The sequence below is a fragment of the Caballeronia novacaledonica genome (assembly GCF_900258035.1).
Classification (GTDB): domain Bacteria; phylum Pseudomonadota; class Gammaproteobacteria; order Burkholderiales; family Burkholderiaceae; genus Caballeronia; species Caballeronia novacaledonica.
This window is the reverse complement of the sequence record NZ_OGTP01000001.1, coordinates 545055-559493: the sequence shown is the minus strand read 5'-3', so window position 1 is coordinate 559493 and position 14439 is coordinate 545055. Positions and strand designations below refer to the sequence as shown.

At 64.8% G+C, this 14439-nt stretch carries 14 protein-coding genes; 4 read left to right on the top strand and 10 right to left on the bottom strand.

The window, feature by feature from the left end; all coding sequences use genetic code 11:
* Positions 1-5: 5 nt before the first annotated feature.
* The 3 genes from dhaL to NOV72_RS02550 all read right to left on the bottom strand — a co-directional run bounded on the left by dhaL (position 6) and on the right by NOV72_RS02550 (position 2875).
* Complete coding sequence (gene dhaL, locus NOV72_RS02560) at positions 6-635, bottom strand: dihydroxyacetone kinase subunit DhaL (protein ID WP_106852980.1); 630 nt, start codon at positions 633-635, stop codon at positions 6-8.
* Between the two features lie 70 nt (positions 636-705).
* Entirely contained in the window at positions 706-2544 is a 1839-nt protein-coding gene (locus NOV72_RS02555; protein WP_106852979.1) for a glycoside hydrolase family 15 protein, read from the bottom strand.
* Positions 2545-2653: 109 nt separating this feature from the next.
* A complete protein-coding gene (locus NOV72_RS02550) occupies positions 2654-2875 on the bottom strand; it encodes a hypothetical protein (protein ID WP_106852978.1) in 222 nt (73 codons plus the stop codon).
* A 135-nt stretch (positions 2876-3010) separates the two neighbouring features.
* Between NOV72_RS02550 and NOV72_RS02545 the strand changes: the two genes are divergently transcribed.
* Positions 3011-4621 carry a Na+/H+ antiporter gene (locus NOV72_RS02545; protein WP_106852977.1) on the top strand — a complete coding sequence of 537 codons (1611 nt, stop codon included), beginning with the start codon at positions 3011-3013 and terminating at the stop codon, positions 4619-4621.
* Between the two features lie 6 nt (positions 4622-4627).
* Here NOV72_RS02545 and NOV72_RS02540 read toward each other — a convergent pair whose 3' ends face one another.
* Positions 4628-6157, bottom strand: a complete 1530-nt coding sequence (locus tag NOV72_RS02540) for a hypothetical protein (protein WP_106852976.1) — start codon at positions 6155-6157, stop codon at positions 4628-4630.
* Positions 6158-6493: 336 nt separating this feature from the next.
* Positions 6494-7270, bottom strand: coding sequence for a TerC family protein (locus tag NOV72_RS02535; RefSeq protein ID WP_106852975.1), 777 nt, complete (start codon positions 7268-7270; stop codon positions 6494-6496).
* A gap of 124 nt (positions 7271-7394) precedes the next feature.
* Here NOV72_RS02535 and NOV72_RS02530 point away from each other — a divergent pair, with 124 nt between their 5' ends.
* Together NOV72_RS02530 and NOV72_RS02525 are read left to right on the top strand one after the other, a co-directional pair.
* On the top strand, positions 7395-8276 hold the full coding sequence (locus tag NOV72_RS02530) for a LysR family transcriptional regulator (protein WP_106852974.1): 882 nt from the start codon (positions 7395-7397) through the stop codon (positions 8274-8276).
* 94 nt (positions 8277-8370) lie between these two features.
* The gene (locus tag NOV72_RS02525; RefSeq protein ID WP_106853253.1) at positions 8371-8781 is read left to right on the top strand and encodes an HPF/RaiA family ribosome-associated protein; all 411 of its coding nucleotides are present in this window, start codon (positions 8371-8373) and stop codon (positions 8779-8781) included.
* Positions 8782-8801: 20 nt separating this feature from the next.
* Here the strand turns inward: NOV72_RS02525 and NOV72_RS02520 are convergent, their stop codons facing one another.
* Positions 8802-9206, bottom strand: a complete 405-nt coding sequence (locus NOV72_RS02520) for a DUF3574 domain-containing protein (RefSeq protein WP_106852973.1) — start codon at positions 9204-9206, stop codon at positions 8802-8804.
* The gene (locus NOV72_RS02515; protein WP_245932860.1) at positions 9203-9385 is read right to left on the bottom strand and encodes a hypothetical protein; all 183 of its coding nucleotides are present in this window, start codon (positions 9383-9385) and stop codon (positions 9203-9205) included. The genes NOV72_RS02520 and NOV72_RS02515 overlap by 4 nt, the downstream gene beginning before the upstream one ends.
* Positions 9386-9708: 323 nt before the next feature.
* On the opposite strand from NOV72_RS02515, the gene NOV72_RS02510 reads away from it, so the two are divergent.
* A complete protein-coding gene (locus tag NOV72_RS02510; RefSeq protein WP_106852971.1) occupies positions 9709-10713 on the top strand; it encodes a hypothetical protein in 1005 nt (334 codons plus the stop codon).
* Here NOV72_RS02510 and NOV72_RS02505 read toward each other — a convergent pair.
* The 3 genes from NOV72_RS02505 to flhD form a co-directional block, all read right to left on the bottom strand.
* Positions 10710-13097: a DNA polymerase II gene (locus tag NOV72_RS02505; protein ID WP_181290803.1), complete on the bottom strand. Its 2388-nt coding sequence runs from the start codon at positions 13095-13097 to the stop codon at positions 10710-10712. The genes NOV72_RS02510 and NOV72_RS02505 overlap by 4 nt on opposite strands.
* Before the next feature lie 158 nt (positions 13098-13255).
* On the bottom strand, positions 13256-13918 hold the full coding sequence (flhC, locus tag NOV72_RS02500) for a flagellar transcriptional regulator FlhC (RefSeq protein WP_106852970.1): 663 nt from the start codon (positions 13916-13918) through the stop codon (positions 13256-13258).
* A gap of 18 nt (positions 13919-13936) precedes the next feature.
* Entirely contained in the window at positions 13937-14254 is a 318-nt protein-coding gene (gene flhD / locus NOV72_RS02495) for a flagellar transcriptional regulator FlhD (protein ID WP_014250878.1), read from the bottom strand.
* Between the last annotated feature and the right edge of the window lie 185 nt (positions 14255-14439).

The window sequence follows — 14439 nt, the reverse complement described above, 5'->3', positions numbered from 1 at the left end:
TGTGTTCACGCATCGCCTTGCGCGAGCCGCGCGCAAACGGCTTCGATCATGAGCTGGCTCGATCGCGCGCCCGGATCGATATGACCGCGCGAACGCTCGCCGAGAAACGAAGCGCGTCCCTTCGTGGCGAGCATGTCGCGCGTCGCGAGCATGTTGTCTTGCGCGATGCGCGGCAGTGCTTCCAGAACCTCCTGCTTCGAAGCGCCCGCATCGGCCATTGCCGTGAAGTGTTCGGCGACGGGAATGAGCACGTCCATCATCGTCTTGCTGCCGGTGCCCGTCTTGCCGCGCTGTCCGACAGCCTCGACGCCCGCCGCGAACGCACGCGCAAATTCGACGACGCCGTCATCGCCGGTCGATGTCTTCGCCATGCCCGTCATCATCGAAAAGAAGAGCGGCCCCGACGAGCCGCCGACCGTCGACAGCACTTTCGTGGCGGCGAGCTTGAGCGCGGGCGCGAAGGCTTCGGCTTCGATCTGCGCGCGCATGGCGGCGAGCGCGTCCATGCCGCGCAACAGATTGATGATGTGATCGCCGTCGCCGATCGCCTGATCGAGTGAGGCGATTTCATCGGCGTGTTCCTCGAGCGCCGCATGTGCCGCGTCGATGCACGCCATGACCGTCTTGCCGTTCATCCGCCCGTCCTCGGTTCGCGCTTGACGTGAACAGAAAGAATACAGCGTCGCGATGGCTCATGCAGATTGATCAGGTCCAGGGCACGTGCACGCGATCGAGATTCCTGTCGAGCTGATACGCCGCGCTGATGAGCGCGAGATGGGTCAGCGCCTGCGGAAAATTGCCGAGCGCCTCGCCGTTCGTCGCCACTTCCTCCGAGAACAGCCCGACATGATTCGCATACGCCAGCATCTTCTCGAAGACGAGCCGCCCTTCGTCCACACGCCCCGCGCGCGCGAGCGCTTCCGCATACCAGAACGAGCACGCGGAGAAACCGCCTTCCGTGCCGGGCAAACCGTCGAGCGTCGAGCCGCGCGTATAGCGGAAGATCAGCGGATCGACGCGCAAGTCGCGGCCGATCGCATCGAGCGTGCCGATCCAGCGCGGATCTTTCGGGCCGATGAAGCGCACGAGCGGCATCATCAGCGCGGAGGCGTCGAGCGTGGCCGAGTCCGGCGTCTGCACGAAGCTCTTGATGTCGTCGTTCCAGAACCGTTCGTGGATGTCGCGATGAATCTCGTCGCGCGTATGGAACCAGCTCGCGAGCGGCGCCGGCAGCGAGCGCTTCTCCGCAAGCCGCAGCGCGCGATCCAGCGTCACCCAGCACATCAGGCGCGAATGCAGCAGCGCACGCGTGCCGTTGCGGAATTCCCAGATGCCGTTGTCGGCTTCGCGCCAGTGTTCGACGACGTAATCGACCGTGCGCGTGACGTGCCGCCAGCCTTCGTAGGAAATGGCGGCGCCGTACTTGTTGTAGAGATAGACCGAATCGAGCAGCGCGCCGTAAACGTCGAGCTGGATTTGTTCGCGCGCCTCGTTGCCGACCACGACGTGTCCCGGCACGTCGCCCGCGAGGCTCGTCAAGGCGCTTTCCGCGAGCGCGTCGGTGCCGTCGACGGAATACATCACGCGCAACTGGCCGTGCGAACTGCAGTCGCGGCTGCGCTCGGCGATCCATTTCATGAAGCGTTCCGCCTCGCCGGTGTAGCCGAGGCGCAGCAGCGCGTACACGGAGAACGCGGCGTCGCGTATCCAGGTGAAGCGATAATCCCAGCGGCGCGAACCGTCCTGCGCTTCGGGCAGGCCGAAGGTCGGCGCGGCGACGATCGCGCCGAATTCCTCCGAACTCAGTATCTTCAGCGTCAGCGCCGAGCGCAACACGACTTCGCGATAGCGCCCGCGATACGTCGAGTGCGACGACCACGCCTTCCAGTAATCGATGGTGTCGGCGAGCACCGCTTCGTGATTCGCTTCGACATCGGCGAGTCCGTCCGCTTCGCCGAGCGCGAAGCAGGCATTGTCGCCCGCCTCGAAATCGAGCGTGGCGCGCGCGCCGTGTGCTTCGATCGTCATCGGCACGCTCGCGATGAGACGCACGGGCGGCGAGCCGTCGGCGCGGATGAATTCGATGCCCTTTTCAACCGTCCGCGCCGTGTGCTTCGCGCGCGCGTAATCGAAGCGCGGATCGCAGCGCACGTCGAGCGTCATGCGCCCGAACACGACCCGCACGATGCGCAACACGCAGTTCGGCAGTGCGTCGGCGCGCGACGCGTTCGATGCGACCGCCATCAGATCGAGCAGTTCGCACACGCCTTCGTCGGTCATGAAACGCGTGAGCAGCACGTTCGTTTCGGGCAGATACATCTGCTTGACGTTGGCGCCGGGGGCGCGCGGCGTGATCGAAAAGGCGCCGCCGCGTTCGCGATCGAGCAGTCCGGCGAACAGCGTGGGCGAATCGATGCGGGGAAAGCACATGAAGTCGATCTCGCCGCACAGCGACACGAGCGCCGCCGTCTTCATGTTGCCGATCATGCCGCGCCCGTCGACGGGCAGCGCGGCGGGCGGAACCTGCTGGGGATGGTGTCCCATGGCGATTTGCTCCCGACGAGCCTGCATTGGCATCGTAAGGCGGGGAGCAAGGCCTATTCCTGTCGCGCGTGACAGATTCGTTACGGCGACAAAGGCTGGACGCTGCGGATCAACGCGCGGCGGTCCGCTCGCCCTGCGCCGCTTCGGGATGCTTCGGCGCAGCGCCGAACGCCGCGCTCGCGGCGCCGTCCTGCGCGGCGAGCGCGGAAGGCGTCGGCACGGGCGCATCCGCATGACGGGACCGGCCGAAGCTCGCGATATACAGCACGGCCGCCACCGCGACGCCCACCAGCACCGCCGCCACCGCGAAGCCCGACGACTTTCGTCTCATTTTCTCTTCCTTTCAGATACGATGACCCCGGCTCGCGGCCCGGCCCCGCATCGATCGTAGCAGCGCGATGCGTCGCGCCTACGTGGGCCGCCGCGCATTCCGGCACGAGAACCCACCCTAATCCGAGGACAATTCATGCACGCCGCCACGGCCTTCAATCTGGTGCTCGTCTCGCTGATCGCGATCATCGCGCTCGAAGTGCTCGCCAAGCGCCTCAAGTTGCCGCCCGCGGCCGCGCTCTTGGTCGGCGGCGTCGCGATGGCGTTCGTGCCGGGCCTGCCGCATATCGAACTGGACCCGGAGCTCGTGCTCATCGTGTTCCTGCCGCCGCTCCTCATGTACGGCGCGTACTTTTTCGTGTGGGACGACTTCAAGCGCAATCTGAGCGGCATTCTGCTGCTCGCGATCGGCGCGGTGGCTTTTACGACGCTCGTCGTCGGCATCGCGGTGCATCTCGTCGTGCCCGAACTGCCGTGGGCCGCGTGTTTCGCGCTCGGCGCGGTCGTCTCGCCGCCCGACGCCGTCGCCGCCAAGGCCGTGCTCGAACGCGTCGCGCTGCCGCGCCGGCTGATGGTGTTGCTCGAAGGCGAAAGCCTGCTCAACGATGCGGCGGGCCTCGTGCTGTTCCGCTTCGCACTCGTCGCCGCGATGAGCGGCGTGTTCAGCGCGCCGCGCGCCGTCGCGAGCTTCGCGGGACTGGCGGTCGGCGGCGTGGTGGTCGGGATCGTCGCGGGCTTCATCGCCGTCAGGATCATGCGCGCGCTGGAAGACGACTATCTCGTCATCACCACGTCGATGCTCACGTCCTGGGTCAGCTATATCGCGGGCGAAGAATTGGGCGTGTCGAGCGTCATCGCGACGGTCACGTGCGGGATGGTCGTCGGCTGGCATCAGCACGAAGTGTTCACGGCGGCGCAGCGCATGCGCGGAACGGCGTTCTGGCAGGTCGTCGTGTTCGTGCTGGAGGCGCTGGTCTTCGTGCTGATCGGCTTGTCGCTGCGTGGCATCGCGGTGAAGCTCGGCGGCGTCGGGGATGCGTTCTCGCTGCTCGGACCGGCGACGGCCGCCGTGATCGCCGTCGTGATCTTGTCGCGCTTCGTGTGGGTGTTCGGCGTCGAAACGGTGAAATGGATCGCGTGGAGCGTCACCGGACGCAAGCGCGCGAGCGTCGACGAAACGAGCGTCGCCGTTCCCGACTGGCGCGCGGCCACCGTCGTGAGCTGGGCCGGCATGCGCGGCGTGGTGACGCTCGCCGTCGCGCTCTCGTTGCCCGAGACGATGCCGGGCCGCGATCTCATCCTGTTCGCCGGCTTCGCGGTGATCCTCGTCACCGTGCTGCTGCAAGGCGCGACGATCGGGCCGCTCATCGCGCTGCTTTCGCTGACGCGCGGCCATGAGCGCTCGTCGCGACATCTGAGCGAACCGCAGGCGTGGGCGCGCATGGAATCGGCGCAACTGGCGGCGATTCAGCCGCTCGTGCACGACGCCGACGGCAAGGTGATTCATCCGCGTCTGCTCGAACAATACAGCTATCGGGCGGGACTCACGAAGCGCTTCGAGGACATGGAAGCGTTTCCGACGGACGCGCGCCACGCGCATTACGACGTCGTGCTCGCCGCGATCGCGGCCGGTCGCGCGGAACTGCTGCGCATGCATCGCGCGGGACAGATTCACGACGAACTGCTGCATTCGCTGGAGCACGACCTCGATCTTCAGGAGATCATCGCGCTCCACTCGCGCGGCTGAGCGCGCTTACTTGCCGCCCTCGCGCGAATGCGACGGAACGACGAGCGGCGTCTCGTCGGAGGATTCGTCGCACTGCATCCACGCGTGGGCGGTGATCTTTGCGCGCGCGTTGTTCCTCAGGCGAATGAGCCATTCGCCCGCCGCCGCCCGACGCATGCCGCTGCGGGCCGCGGTCGGCGCGAGCGCGACGAGAATCATGTGCCCTTCGCCGCGCGCGCCCCGGCCGAGATGCACGACGGTGCAGATCGCGTCGCCGCCACGCGTGTACGTGCCGATATCGCCGAGCGTGAGCCACGCGCTCGCGAGCCCTTCGGGCGGCACGATCTGCACGTCGATGGAAAGCGTGCCGCCCTCGCCCGAACACCAGATCTCCGCAAGACTCGGCGATGCAAAATGCGCGCGCACGGGCCAGCGCAACGCCGACTCCGCGCGCGCCGCGATCGTCAGCGCCCCGCGACAATGCGACAGATCGACATTGCCCGACGGAAGCACGACGGAGCACGCGCCGGTGTCCATCAATTCGTCGAGCGCGCTTTCGATGAGCGAGCTGCCGTCCTGCTGCCACGCGACATGGCCGGCGTTCAGGCTGACGAGCGCGTGACACCCGGCCCCGCCGATGTCCTGCGCGCGCTGCACGACATAACGCACGGCGTCGAGCACTTCGGCATCGGGACAAGGTCCGAACGCGTCGCGCATCGTGCGGCAACGTCGTTTGAGCTGCACGCCGATCATCGGCAAGGGCGCTTCGTGGGTGTTATCGCTATCGGCGGGATCGGCGTGGTGCAACGCGCGCGAAGGATAACGGCCCGCAAGCTCGGCTGCCGCCGGGCCGTGATGCGCGAAACCGTAGACGCGCGCGCCGCCGGCCGCCTGCGCCGCTTCGGCATGAAGACGCGCATCGTTGAGCAACGCGTCCATCTGATGTTTGAGCAACTCGCTTCCGTAGCCGAGACCGGCTGCCGGTTCGGCCGCATCGTTCTGATTCCAGAAGCATTGAAAGCGCGTGCGCGTGCCGGCCGCGTCCTCCGAGAAGCGCGCGTGCCCGAACGCGACATCTTCGTCGCAGACTCCGACGATCGCGTTGCCCAGACCTTCGCGCATGGGCGCATGTCCGGCCGGCTCGCGATCCACGCGAGCATCGATGTGCGACGTGATGACCAGCGCTTCCGTGAAGCGTTCGAACCGGCCCGCGAGGTCGGTGTTCAGATGTTCGTAGAACGCGCGCGTGACGTGCGCCGTGCAGAAACGCGTCGCTTCGAGCGCGGCGGGCGGATCGCGATACAGCGCGGACATCCAGATCCAGTCCTGCCAGCCGTTGCGCTCGATGCTCCGCGCGAACGCCTGCGCGGTATCGCCGCCCTGTTTCATCTCGATGGCGATCGGCACGCGGCCGCGCGGCATGCCGCCCAGGTCGCGATAGTGCGTCGCGTTGGCCCACACGATATATGGATCGATCCGCGCGACGGATGCGAGCGCTCGCGGCGCGATGGGCTCGAACCCGCCGCGCGCCGTGCCGATCTCCCAATGCGGGCTCATGCTTGTCTCCTGTCGCCTGCGTTTCGACCTGTCGTGCGACGGTTCTTCGTTTCTATTCTGTCGACGATTTGATCGCGGTGCGCGACGCGCGATTTCATCGGTAGATAGTTCGGGAACCGAAAGGAATCAGGCGTGCGCTATCGCATAACGTAGCCACTTGCCGGGTCGGAAGCAAGCGGAATCGCCGCCTGGAGACAGTTGAACTGCGGGGCCGCGCACGGTGAGCGCGAGGCGCGCGAATGTTCGTTTCATAGCGACGATGCGCGGCTCCACGATTCATCCGAAGACTTTTGCACCGAAACCGTGGATAGGCAAAGCACGCGCACCGTTCGAAGGTCAGCCGGAAACGCCGTCCAGACCCGCGCGATTTCCGGCCTCCCGCTTGCCCTTCCCTCGCCGCGCCAGCAGATTCAATCCTTCGACAAAGCCCGCAAAAGCCATCGCCGCATAGATATAGCCCTTCGGCACGTGCGTTCCGAAACCCTCGGCGATCAGCGTCATCGCGATCACGAGCAGGAACGAGAGCGCGAGCGTCACGACCGTCGGATTGCGTTCGATGAAGCGCGAGAGCGGTTGCGCGGCGAACAGCATCGTCGCGACGGCGAAGATGACGGCGATGAACATGATCGGCAGATGATCGGTCATCCCGACCGCGGTGATGATGCTGTCGACCGAAAACACGAGATCGAGCAGCAGGATCTGGCCGATCGCCGACCACGCCGTCATGCTGCCGATACTCGACGCGACACCGGGCACGTCGTCGTGATCCTTTCTGACGTGATGATGCATTTCCCTCGTCGCCTTCCACACGAGAAAGAGCCCGCCCGCGAGCAGGATGAGATCGCGCCACGAGAACGCGTGATCGAACACGGAGAACACCGGCGCCGTCAGTTGCGCGATCCACGCGACCGTGCCGAGCAACGCGAGCCGCATCACGAGCGCGAGCATGATGCCGATGCGTTGCGTGCGCGCCCGTTGCGCCACGGGCAGCTTGTTGCTGAGAATGGAAATGAAGACGAGATTGTCGATGCCGAGCACGACTTCCATCACGATCAGCGTGACGAGTGCGGCCCACACGGCGGGATCGGCGGCAAGCGAGAGAAGATATTCCATGAGCGGGGAAAGGTTTGATTGACTGGATGGATCGCGCCATGTTCGTCTTATTCCGTAATCGGAAAAATCAGCGATAATCGAACACTCACTTCGGTTTTTTCGAACCCGCGAGGACACACGGCATATGCTCAACTATCGTCATTTGCATTATTTCTGGGTCGTCGTGAAGGAAGGCGGGTTCGCGCGCGCGGCCGAGCGGCTCGATATGGCCGTGCAGACCATCAGCGCGCAAGTGCGCGAGCTGGAGAAATCGCTCGGGCATCAACTGCTGAAACCGGCGGGACGCGGCGTCACCATGACCGAAGCGGGACAGGCCGCGTTCGCGCGCGCCGAGGAAATCTTTCAGCTCGGCCAGTTGATTCAGGACGAAGTGCGCGAGGCGGCAAGCGGCACGCTCGCTCGTCTTGCCGTCGGGTTATCGGACGGCATCTCGAAGCTCGCCGCGCACGCGCTGCTGGCGCCGGTGCTCGGCAATCCATCGCTGCGCCTGCTCTGTCACGAAGGCGAAACGGACGAACTGCTCGGCGAACTGGCGCTGCATCGGCTCGATCTGGTGCTCGCAAGCCATCCCGCGCCGCACAATCAGAATCTGCGGCTGACGAGCGAGCGGCTCATCGCCTCGCCGGTCGATTGGTACGGGCCTGCTTCCATCGTGCGCAAGAACGCGATCGACCATTTTCCGGAGAGCCTCGCCTCGCTGCCCATTCTGCTGCCGACGGGCCATTCGTCACTGCGCGCGCGGCTCGATCGCTGGCTGGAAACGCAAGGCATCACGCCGCGCATCGTCGGCGAATTCGAGGACAGCGCGTTGATGGCCGTGTTCGGGGCGCGCGGCCTCGGCGTGTTTCCGCTCGCGGAATTCGGCGCGGGCGATGCGCCGCTGTTGCGCGGGCTGCGCTGGCTCGGCCGTTCGCCGGACGTGAAGGAGGAAGTACACGCGATCGTCTCGCGGCGCGGGCGGCATCATCCTTTGACGCAGCAAGTGCTCGCACGGGCCGGAGCGTAACTTCGGTTTTTTCGAAGTTCCTGTTCCGTTGCTTCTGCTTTTTCGCAATGCGCCGACGCCTTACGCTGATCCCATGTTCAACGAGGAGGCGTCAATGAAAGTCATGTTCAAGTCCCGCGATCCCGAAGCCATTGCGATGCACGAGCTCGCGAAGGCGCGCAGCGAGTTCGTCTTTCGCCGTCTCGCGTGGCTGATCTCGAAGGCGACGGTCAGCCTGTCCGACATCAACGGGCCGCGCGGCGGGGTCGACAAGCGCTGTCAGGTGGAAGTGCAACTGAACCGGGAACACAAGGTCGTGGCGACGTCCATTGCGCGCGACTGGCGCGGCGCGATCGATCTCGCGCTCGCTCGCGCCGTGCGCACGCTGGTTCGCCGGCGTCAGAACATCAAGCCGGCACGCCGGGTTCGTGCGCGCGGCCTCGCGTGGAATCTCGCTCCGGAGCCGGCGCTACAGGAGGCGGCGGATCCGCGCGAGCTTCTCATGAGGAAGCTTTCCGGCGCTTAAGCCGGTTCCGCGTCGATTCGCTAGAAAGAGGCGCACGCCGTGTGTCGCACGCGCAGTGTCGATTCCTGTTCGAAGCGCTGGCGATAGTGCTCGCGAAGTTCGCCGATGGCCCTGTCGCTCGCTTCGTCGTCGGGATGGGCGAGGCTCAGCACCCAGGTCGGTTCGCGCACCGTCGAGCCGTCCGCCGCGCGCCATTGCCCGCGCGCGCGCCAGGTCGTGAAGCCTTGGGGGAAACGCGGCGTGACTTCGGTGCGCAGGAAGTCGTCGAATTCCGCGGGCGTGACGAAATCCGCCGGCTTCGCGGTGCCGAAATAGATGAGGTCGTTCACGACGCGCTCCTCGCCCTTCGCGCAGGTTTCCGTCGTCAGCGTCGTGCACGCCGACAGCAGCGTCGCGAGCATCGGCAGCAAGCGCGAGACCGTCAACCCGACACCGCAACGCGCGGCTCACGTCCCGGCGAGCGCCCGTCGAGTTCCGCCTTGCCGCATTCGATAGCGAAGTTCGCGGCGGCCTGCGCCGTCGGAAACGCGCGGAGCGGTCCGATCGCGCGCCGCACGCCGCCGGGTCGCTCGATCAGCAGCGTCGCCACGAACTGCCCGGACACGTGCCGGACGATAACCGAGAGCTCACAGCCTCGATATTCAATAGGAGTGGAGTCCACCGCTGACCTCGCTTGCTCGATTCACCGATATGGAATCAATCTACGCAAGCTCGACGAAAGACGTAACCCCGCGTGTGAGTGCCTGCGAACGTAGGCAGAGCGAATGTCCGGAGCGGCGCGCGCGCCGGATTCGCGCAAACGTTTGACGTCGAGATCGGCGGAAATAAGAATTGGTCAGATTTCTGCACGAACTTTCTTAAGTCTGTATGCTGCACGAACAGGCTCCATACGAAAGATGCCGGACCCATACGAATCCGACCTCGCCGATGACAACCTCCAAGAAAGCACGACACGGCAGAACCGCCGCCTGGGTGATCGCCTGCGCAGCGCTCGGCGCCGCAGCCCAGGCGGCTCACGCCCAGGAATTCTCCTTCCTCGCCGGCCCGCTCAAGAGCAGCAGCCAGAACACCTATTCGTGGGAAGCCAATTATCGCGAAGGACTCGGGCGCTACGCCGCCTGGAGTTTTTCGTGGCTGAACGAAGGCCATATTCCCGATCATCACCGTGACGGGCAAGCCTTGCAGATCTGGGGACGCATGCCGCTCTGGAACGACCGGCTGGAGTTGTCGGCGGGCGCGGGGCCGTATCGCTATTTCGATACGAGTCAGGCGCGGTCCGGCGGCGACTATTCGAACACGCACGGCTGGGGCGGCATGTTCACGCTGCGCGCGGCCTATTACTTCGACAACCGCTGGATCGCGGAAATGAAGCTCAACCGCGTACAGGCGTTCGGCGGCCCCGATACAACCGCGCTGCTCTTCGGCATCGGCTATCAGCTCGACGCGCCCGATGGGCGCGGACCGCGCGCGCGTCCCGTGCCGCGCACGACGAACGTCACGAACAACGAAGTCACCGTGTTGCTCGGCACGACGATCCTGAACAGCCCCGACTCGGAAACGAATCTGTCGGAAAGCGTCGAGTACCGGCGCGGACTGTGGCATTACGTCGATTTCACCGCGTCGTATCTGCACGAAGGCGGACACGTGCAGTCGCGCCGCGACGGCATCGCCGCTCAGATCTGGGCAACGCGCGCGTTCTTCGACGACAAGCTCACGCTCGGCGTCGGCGCGGGGCCGTATCTGTCGATCACGCAAAACGACGATCTGCCGCAAAACCGCACCGGCGATGGCCGCTTCTCCGGACTCGTATCGGTGTCGGCGAGTTACCGGCTCACGAATCGCTGGCTCGCTCGCGTGACGTGGAATCGCATGGTCACGCGTTATGACCGCGATGCGGACATCATCGAAGCGGGCTTCGGCTTGCGCTTTTAGAACAGTTCCTTCTGACCGGACATCAGCGCGGTGAAGTCGTCGCGCAGGAACGGCAGGATGCCGTCCGCGACCGGCTGAAGCTGTTTGCTCACGTAGTGCTCGTAGTCGATCGGCGCGTGCCGCGCTTCCACCGGCTCGGGACCGGCCGTCGTCATCACGTAGCTGATCCAGCCGCCGTTCTGATATTGCAGCGGACGGCCGGCGCGCGCGTTGTATTCGTCGGCGATACGCGCGGCGCGCACATGCGGCGGCACGTTGCGCTGATAATCGCCGAGCGTGCGGCGCAGTCGCTTGCGATACACCAGCAATTCGTCCAGCTCGCCGCGCCGCGTACTGGCGACGTAATCGCGCACGTACGCTTCATACGCCTCGCCTTTGAACACGCGCATGTAGAGCTCGCGCTGGAAGCGCTGCGCGAGCGGCGTCCAGTCGGTGCGCACCGTTTCGAGACCTTTGTAGATGATTTCCTCGCTGCCGTCGGCGCGCGCCGTCAGTCCCGCGTAGCGTTTCTTGCTGCCCTCTTCCGTGCCGCGGATCGTCGGCATCAGGAAGCGCTTGAAATGCGTTTCGAACTGCAGTTCGAGCGCGCTGTCGAGTCCGAAGGTCTCGCGCAGATGCTCGCGCCAGTATTCGTTCACATGCGCGACGAGTGCGCGGCCGATGCGCGCCGCGTCTTCCTCGTCGCGTGCGCGCCGCAGCCAGACGAAGGTCGAATCGGTGTCGCCGTAGATTACGCTGTAGCCGCGCGCTTCGATCAGTTCGCGCGTGCGATGCATGATTTCGTGGCCGCGCATCGTGATCGACGACGCGAGACGTGGATCGAAGAAGCGGCAACCGCTCGATCCGAGCACGCCGTAAAACGAGTTCATGATGATCTTGAGCGCCTGCGACAGCGGCTTGTTGTGCTGGCGTTTGGCCGCCTCGCGCCCTTCCCACACCTGCGCGACGATCGCGGGCAGGCAATGCGTGTCGCGTGAAAAGCGCGCGCCGCGAAAACCGGGCACGGTACCGGCGTCGTCCGGCGTGGCCGTGCCTTGCGCGAGCCCGGCCGGATCGATCAGAAACGTGCGGATGATCGACGGATACAGGCTCTTGTAGTCGAGCACCAGCACGGAATCGTAGAGGCCGGGGCGCGAGTCCATCACGAAACCGCCGGGGCTCGCTTCCTCGGGCACGTCGCCGAGATTGGGCGCGACATAGCCAAGCCGATGCATCCGCGGCATATAGAGATGCGTGAACGCCGCGACCGAGCCGCCGCTGCGGTCGGCCTGCAATCCGGTGACGGTCGCGCGTTCGAGCAGGAACGACAGCAGTTCGGTCTTCGCGAAGACTTTCGTGACGAGTTCGCAGTCGCCCAGGTTGTAATGCGCGAGCGCGGGCTTGTCTTCCTGAAAGCGCCGCTCGATCTCGTCCATGCGCGCGTACGGACTGTCGATCGCCTTGCCTTCGCCCAGCAGCGACTGCGCGACGTACTCCAGGCTGAACGACGGAAAATTCCACGTTGCCGAGCGCAACGCCTCGATGCCGTCGATCACGAGCCTTCCCGCGATCGAGATGAAGAAGTGATTGCGCTTCATCCCATGCTCGCGCCATTCGACCGCGCTGCCGTCGCGGCCGAGCGTGAGGGGCACGCCGTAATCGTCGGCGTGCCGCTGGAGGATGCGCATGTCGAACTGCACGACATTCCAGCCGATGATCGCGTCCGGATCGTGTTGCGCGATCCACGAATTGAAGCGTCGCAGCATGTCGGCGCGGGAGTCGCAATAGTCGAGCGCGAAATCGGTCTGCGCGTGCTCGCCGTTCGGCGGGCCGAGCATATAGACCTGGCGCGCGCCGCAGCCTTCGAGCGCGATCGAATAGAGGTCGCCTTTCGCGCTCGTTTCGATATCGAGCGACACGACGTTCAGCGACGGCCGGTAATCCGGCGCGGGCTTCAGTTCGCTGGAGATGTAACCGTCGCGCGCGTCGCCTTCGAACGACACCGGCGCCGTGATGAAGCGCTCCATCAGATAGCGCTCGTGGGGACGGATATCGGCTTCGAAGACGTTGACGCCCGCGCTTCTCAGATTCTTTTCGAGCGCAAGCAACGGCCGATACTGCGGGCAATAGACGCCGAGCACCGGCTTCTGGCGAAAATCCCTAAGCGGCAGCTCGCGCAGATACGCATCCCGCACGCCGGCGACGATCGGCTCGGCCTTCGCGCGATCCTCCGCGCGAATGAACGCGACGCTCGTCTGTAACGCGATGCGGATTTTTCTCGCGCCGTCATCGGTGGCGAGCCAGAAATCGACTTCCGTCCCGGCGGCGGTGTCGCGCCAGTGACGCGTCAGCAGGAAACCCTGTTGTGCGGAAGCCAAGCCGATGTTGTCGAGAGCGCGTGCCATCGAAGCATTTTACTTGGCGCCAAAACAAAAGAGCCCGGCGCATCGAGTTGCGCCGGGCTCCGGAATTCGGGACAAAAAAGTAAAACGCGGTAACGGCAAGCCGGTCATCCACCATCCTCGCGGACAGTCCCCGGAGGATGGCCGGAGGCCGTTACCGCCTAAGCAGCCTGTGCGACCAGGCCCGCCCGTTGCGGCTGTAACGCCGCGACGTTACCGAGTACCGTGTGCTCCGCATGCTCCGGCACTTCGTTCTTCGACATCACTACCTCCAGAGCGGCTTCTTGACTGGCCTGTCGTGCGGCCGCCGCTTTCTTGGTCTTCCCCGCGCGTGACGGCGGCTGGCAGGCCCCGCACACCACGTTGTTCTGCAAATCATGTTTGTGTGCGACGAACTTCCCGGTGCAGCGGCAGCACGGCGTCATCTGCAGCATGCCCGCGTCGAAGAAGCGCACAAGAGTCCAGGCCCGCGTAAGGTCGAGTACCGCCTCGGCGCCGCTATGGTTGCAGTGCTCGAGGTACAGCCGATACCCTTTGGTCAACGCATCGAGATGCGAACAGCCGGCTTCGTTCTTCAGGAACGTATAGGTGTTATAAAAAAGCGATGCGTGGATATTGGCGAGCCACGTCATGTACCAGTCGGCCGAGAAAGGCAGCATGCCCTTCGGCGGCGATACGCCCTTCACTTCGCGATACAGGCGGATCATGCGGTCGCGCGAGAGCGTGAGTTCGCTCTCCAGCACTTGCATGCGCGCGCCGAGCTCGATCAGCGCGATGGCGCGGAACACTTCCTGGGCGTCTTCGGTGAGGCTCTTTTTCAGCATGGCTCGCTCCGTCATCACTTAAGCGAACTGTTCAGCCGGCTGGCCGGCCAGCAGGATTGCCGCGTGCGTCGGCGCGATGTCCGCGTTCTTCGCAGGTTGCGTCAGGGCCGACAGCATCGTGTGATCGTTGAAGCGGAAAGCGCAGAGCAGGTTATCCGACGACGCGAGCTTGACGACCTGTGCGAGCGTGAGGCCCGACAGCAGATCGGCGAGCTCCGCCGACAGACCGAGCCGGAACATGCCGATGGCCCGGTCTTCGCGCAACAGACGCTGCGCGAGCATGATGTACGACAAGTTGATTTCCCGGATCGATTCCAGCGTTTCGCGACCGTTCATGGTTGCAACTTCCAGTAAATCCCCGAATTTCCCGCCGGCTTTGTGCCGATATCTTTTTGTGCCTCACCGGACTCGTTCCGCCCGGCTACGTACTGCGTAATCTTTGTTTCAGCGCGTTACATCTTGTAACAACCACTGTGAAACGGATTCTAAGTACGGTCTGAATCTAAAGCAAGGGCATCTCA

Excerpts from the sequence above, each read along its gene's own strand:
- NOV72_RS02505 (WP_181290803.1), bottom strand. The coding sequence starts at position 13,097 with ATGGCACGCGCTCTCGACAACATCGGCTTGGCTTCCGCACAACAGGGT.
- NOV72_RS02540 (WP_106852976.1), bottom strand. The coding sequence starts at position 6,157 with ATGAGCCCGCATTGGGAGATCGGCACGGCGCGCGGCGGGTTCGAGCCC.
- NOV72_RS02535 (WP_106852975.1), bottom strand. The coding sequence starts at position 7,270 with ATGGAATATCTTCTCTCGCTTGCCGCCGATCCCGCCGTGTGGGCCGCA.
- flhC (WP_106852970.1), bottom strand. The coding sequence starts at position 13,918 with ATGCTGAAAAAGAGCCTCACCGAAGACGCCCAGGAAGTGTTCCGCGCC.
- NOV72_RS02530 (WP_106852974.1), top strand. The coding sequence starts at position 7,395 with ATGCTCAACTATCGTCATTTGCATTATTTCTGGGTCGTCGTGAAGGAA.
- dhaL (WP_106852980.1), bottom strand. The coding sequence starts at position 635 with ATGAACGGCAAGACGGTCATGGCGTGCATCGACGCGGCACATGCGGCG.
- NOV72_RS02525 (WP_106853253.1), top strand. The coding sequence starts at position 8,371 with ATGAAAGTCATGTTCAAGTCCCGCGATCCCGAAGCCATTGCGATGCAC.
- flhD (WP_014250878.1), bottom strand. The coding sequence starts at position 14,254 with ATGAACGGTCGCGAAACGCTGGAATCGATCCGGGAAATCAACTTGTCG.
- NOV72_RS02545 (WP_106852977.1), top strand. The coding sequence starts at position 3,011 with ATGCACGCCGCCACGGCCTTCAATCTGGTGCTCGTCTCGCTGATCGCG.
- NOV72_RS02510 (WP_106852971.1), top strand. The coding sequence starts at position 9,709 with ATGACAACCTCCAAGAAAGCACGACACGGCAGAACCGCCGCCTGGGTG.
- NOV72_RS02555 (WP_106852979.1), bottom strand. The coding sequence starts at position 2,544 with ATGGGACACCATCCCCAGCAGGTTCCGCCCGCCGCGCTGCCCGTCGAC.
- NOV72_RS02550 (WP_106852978.1), bottom strand. The coding sequence starts at position 2,875 with ATGAGACGAAAGTCGTCGGGCTTCGCGGTGGCGGCGGTGCTGGTGGGC.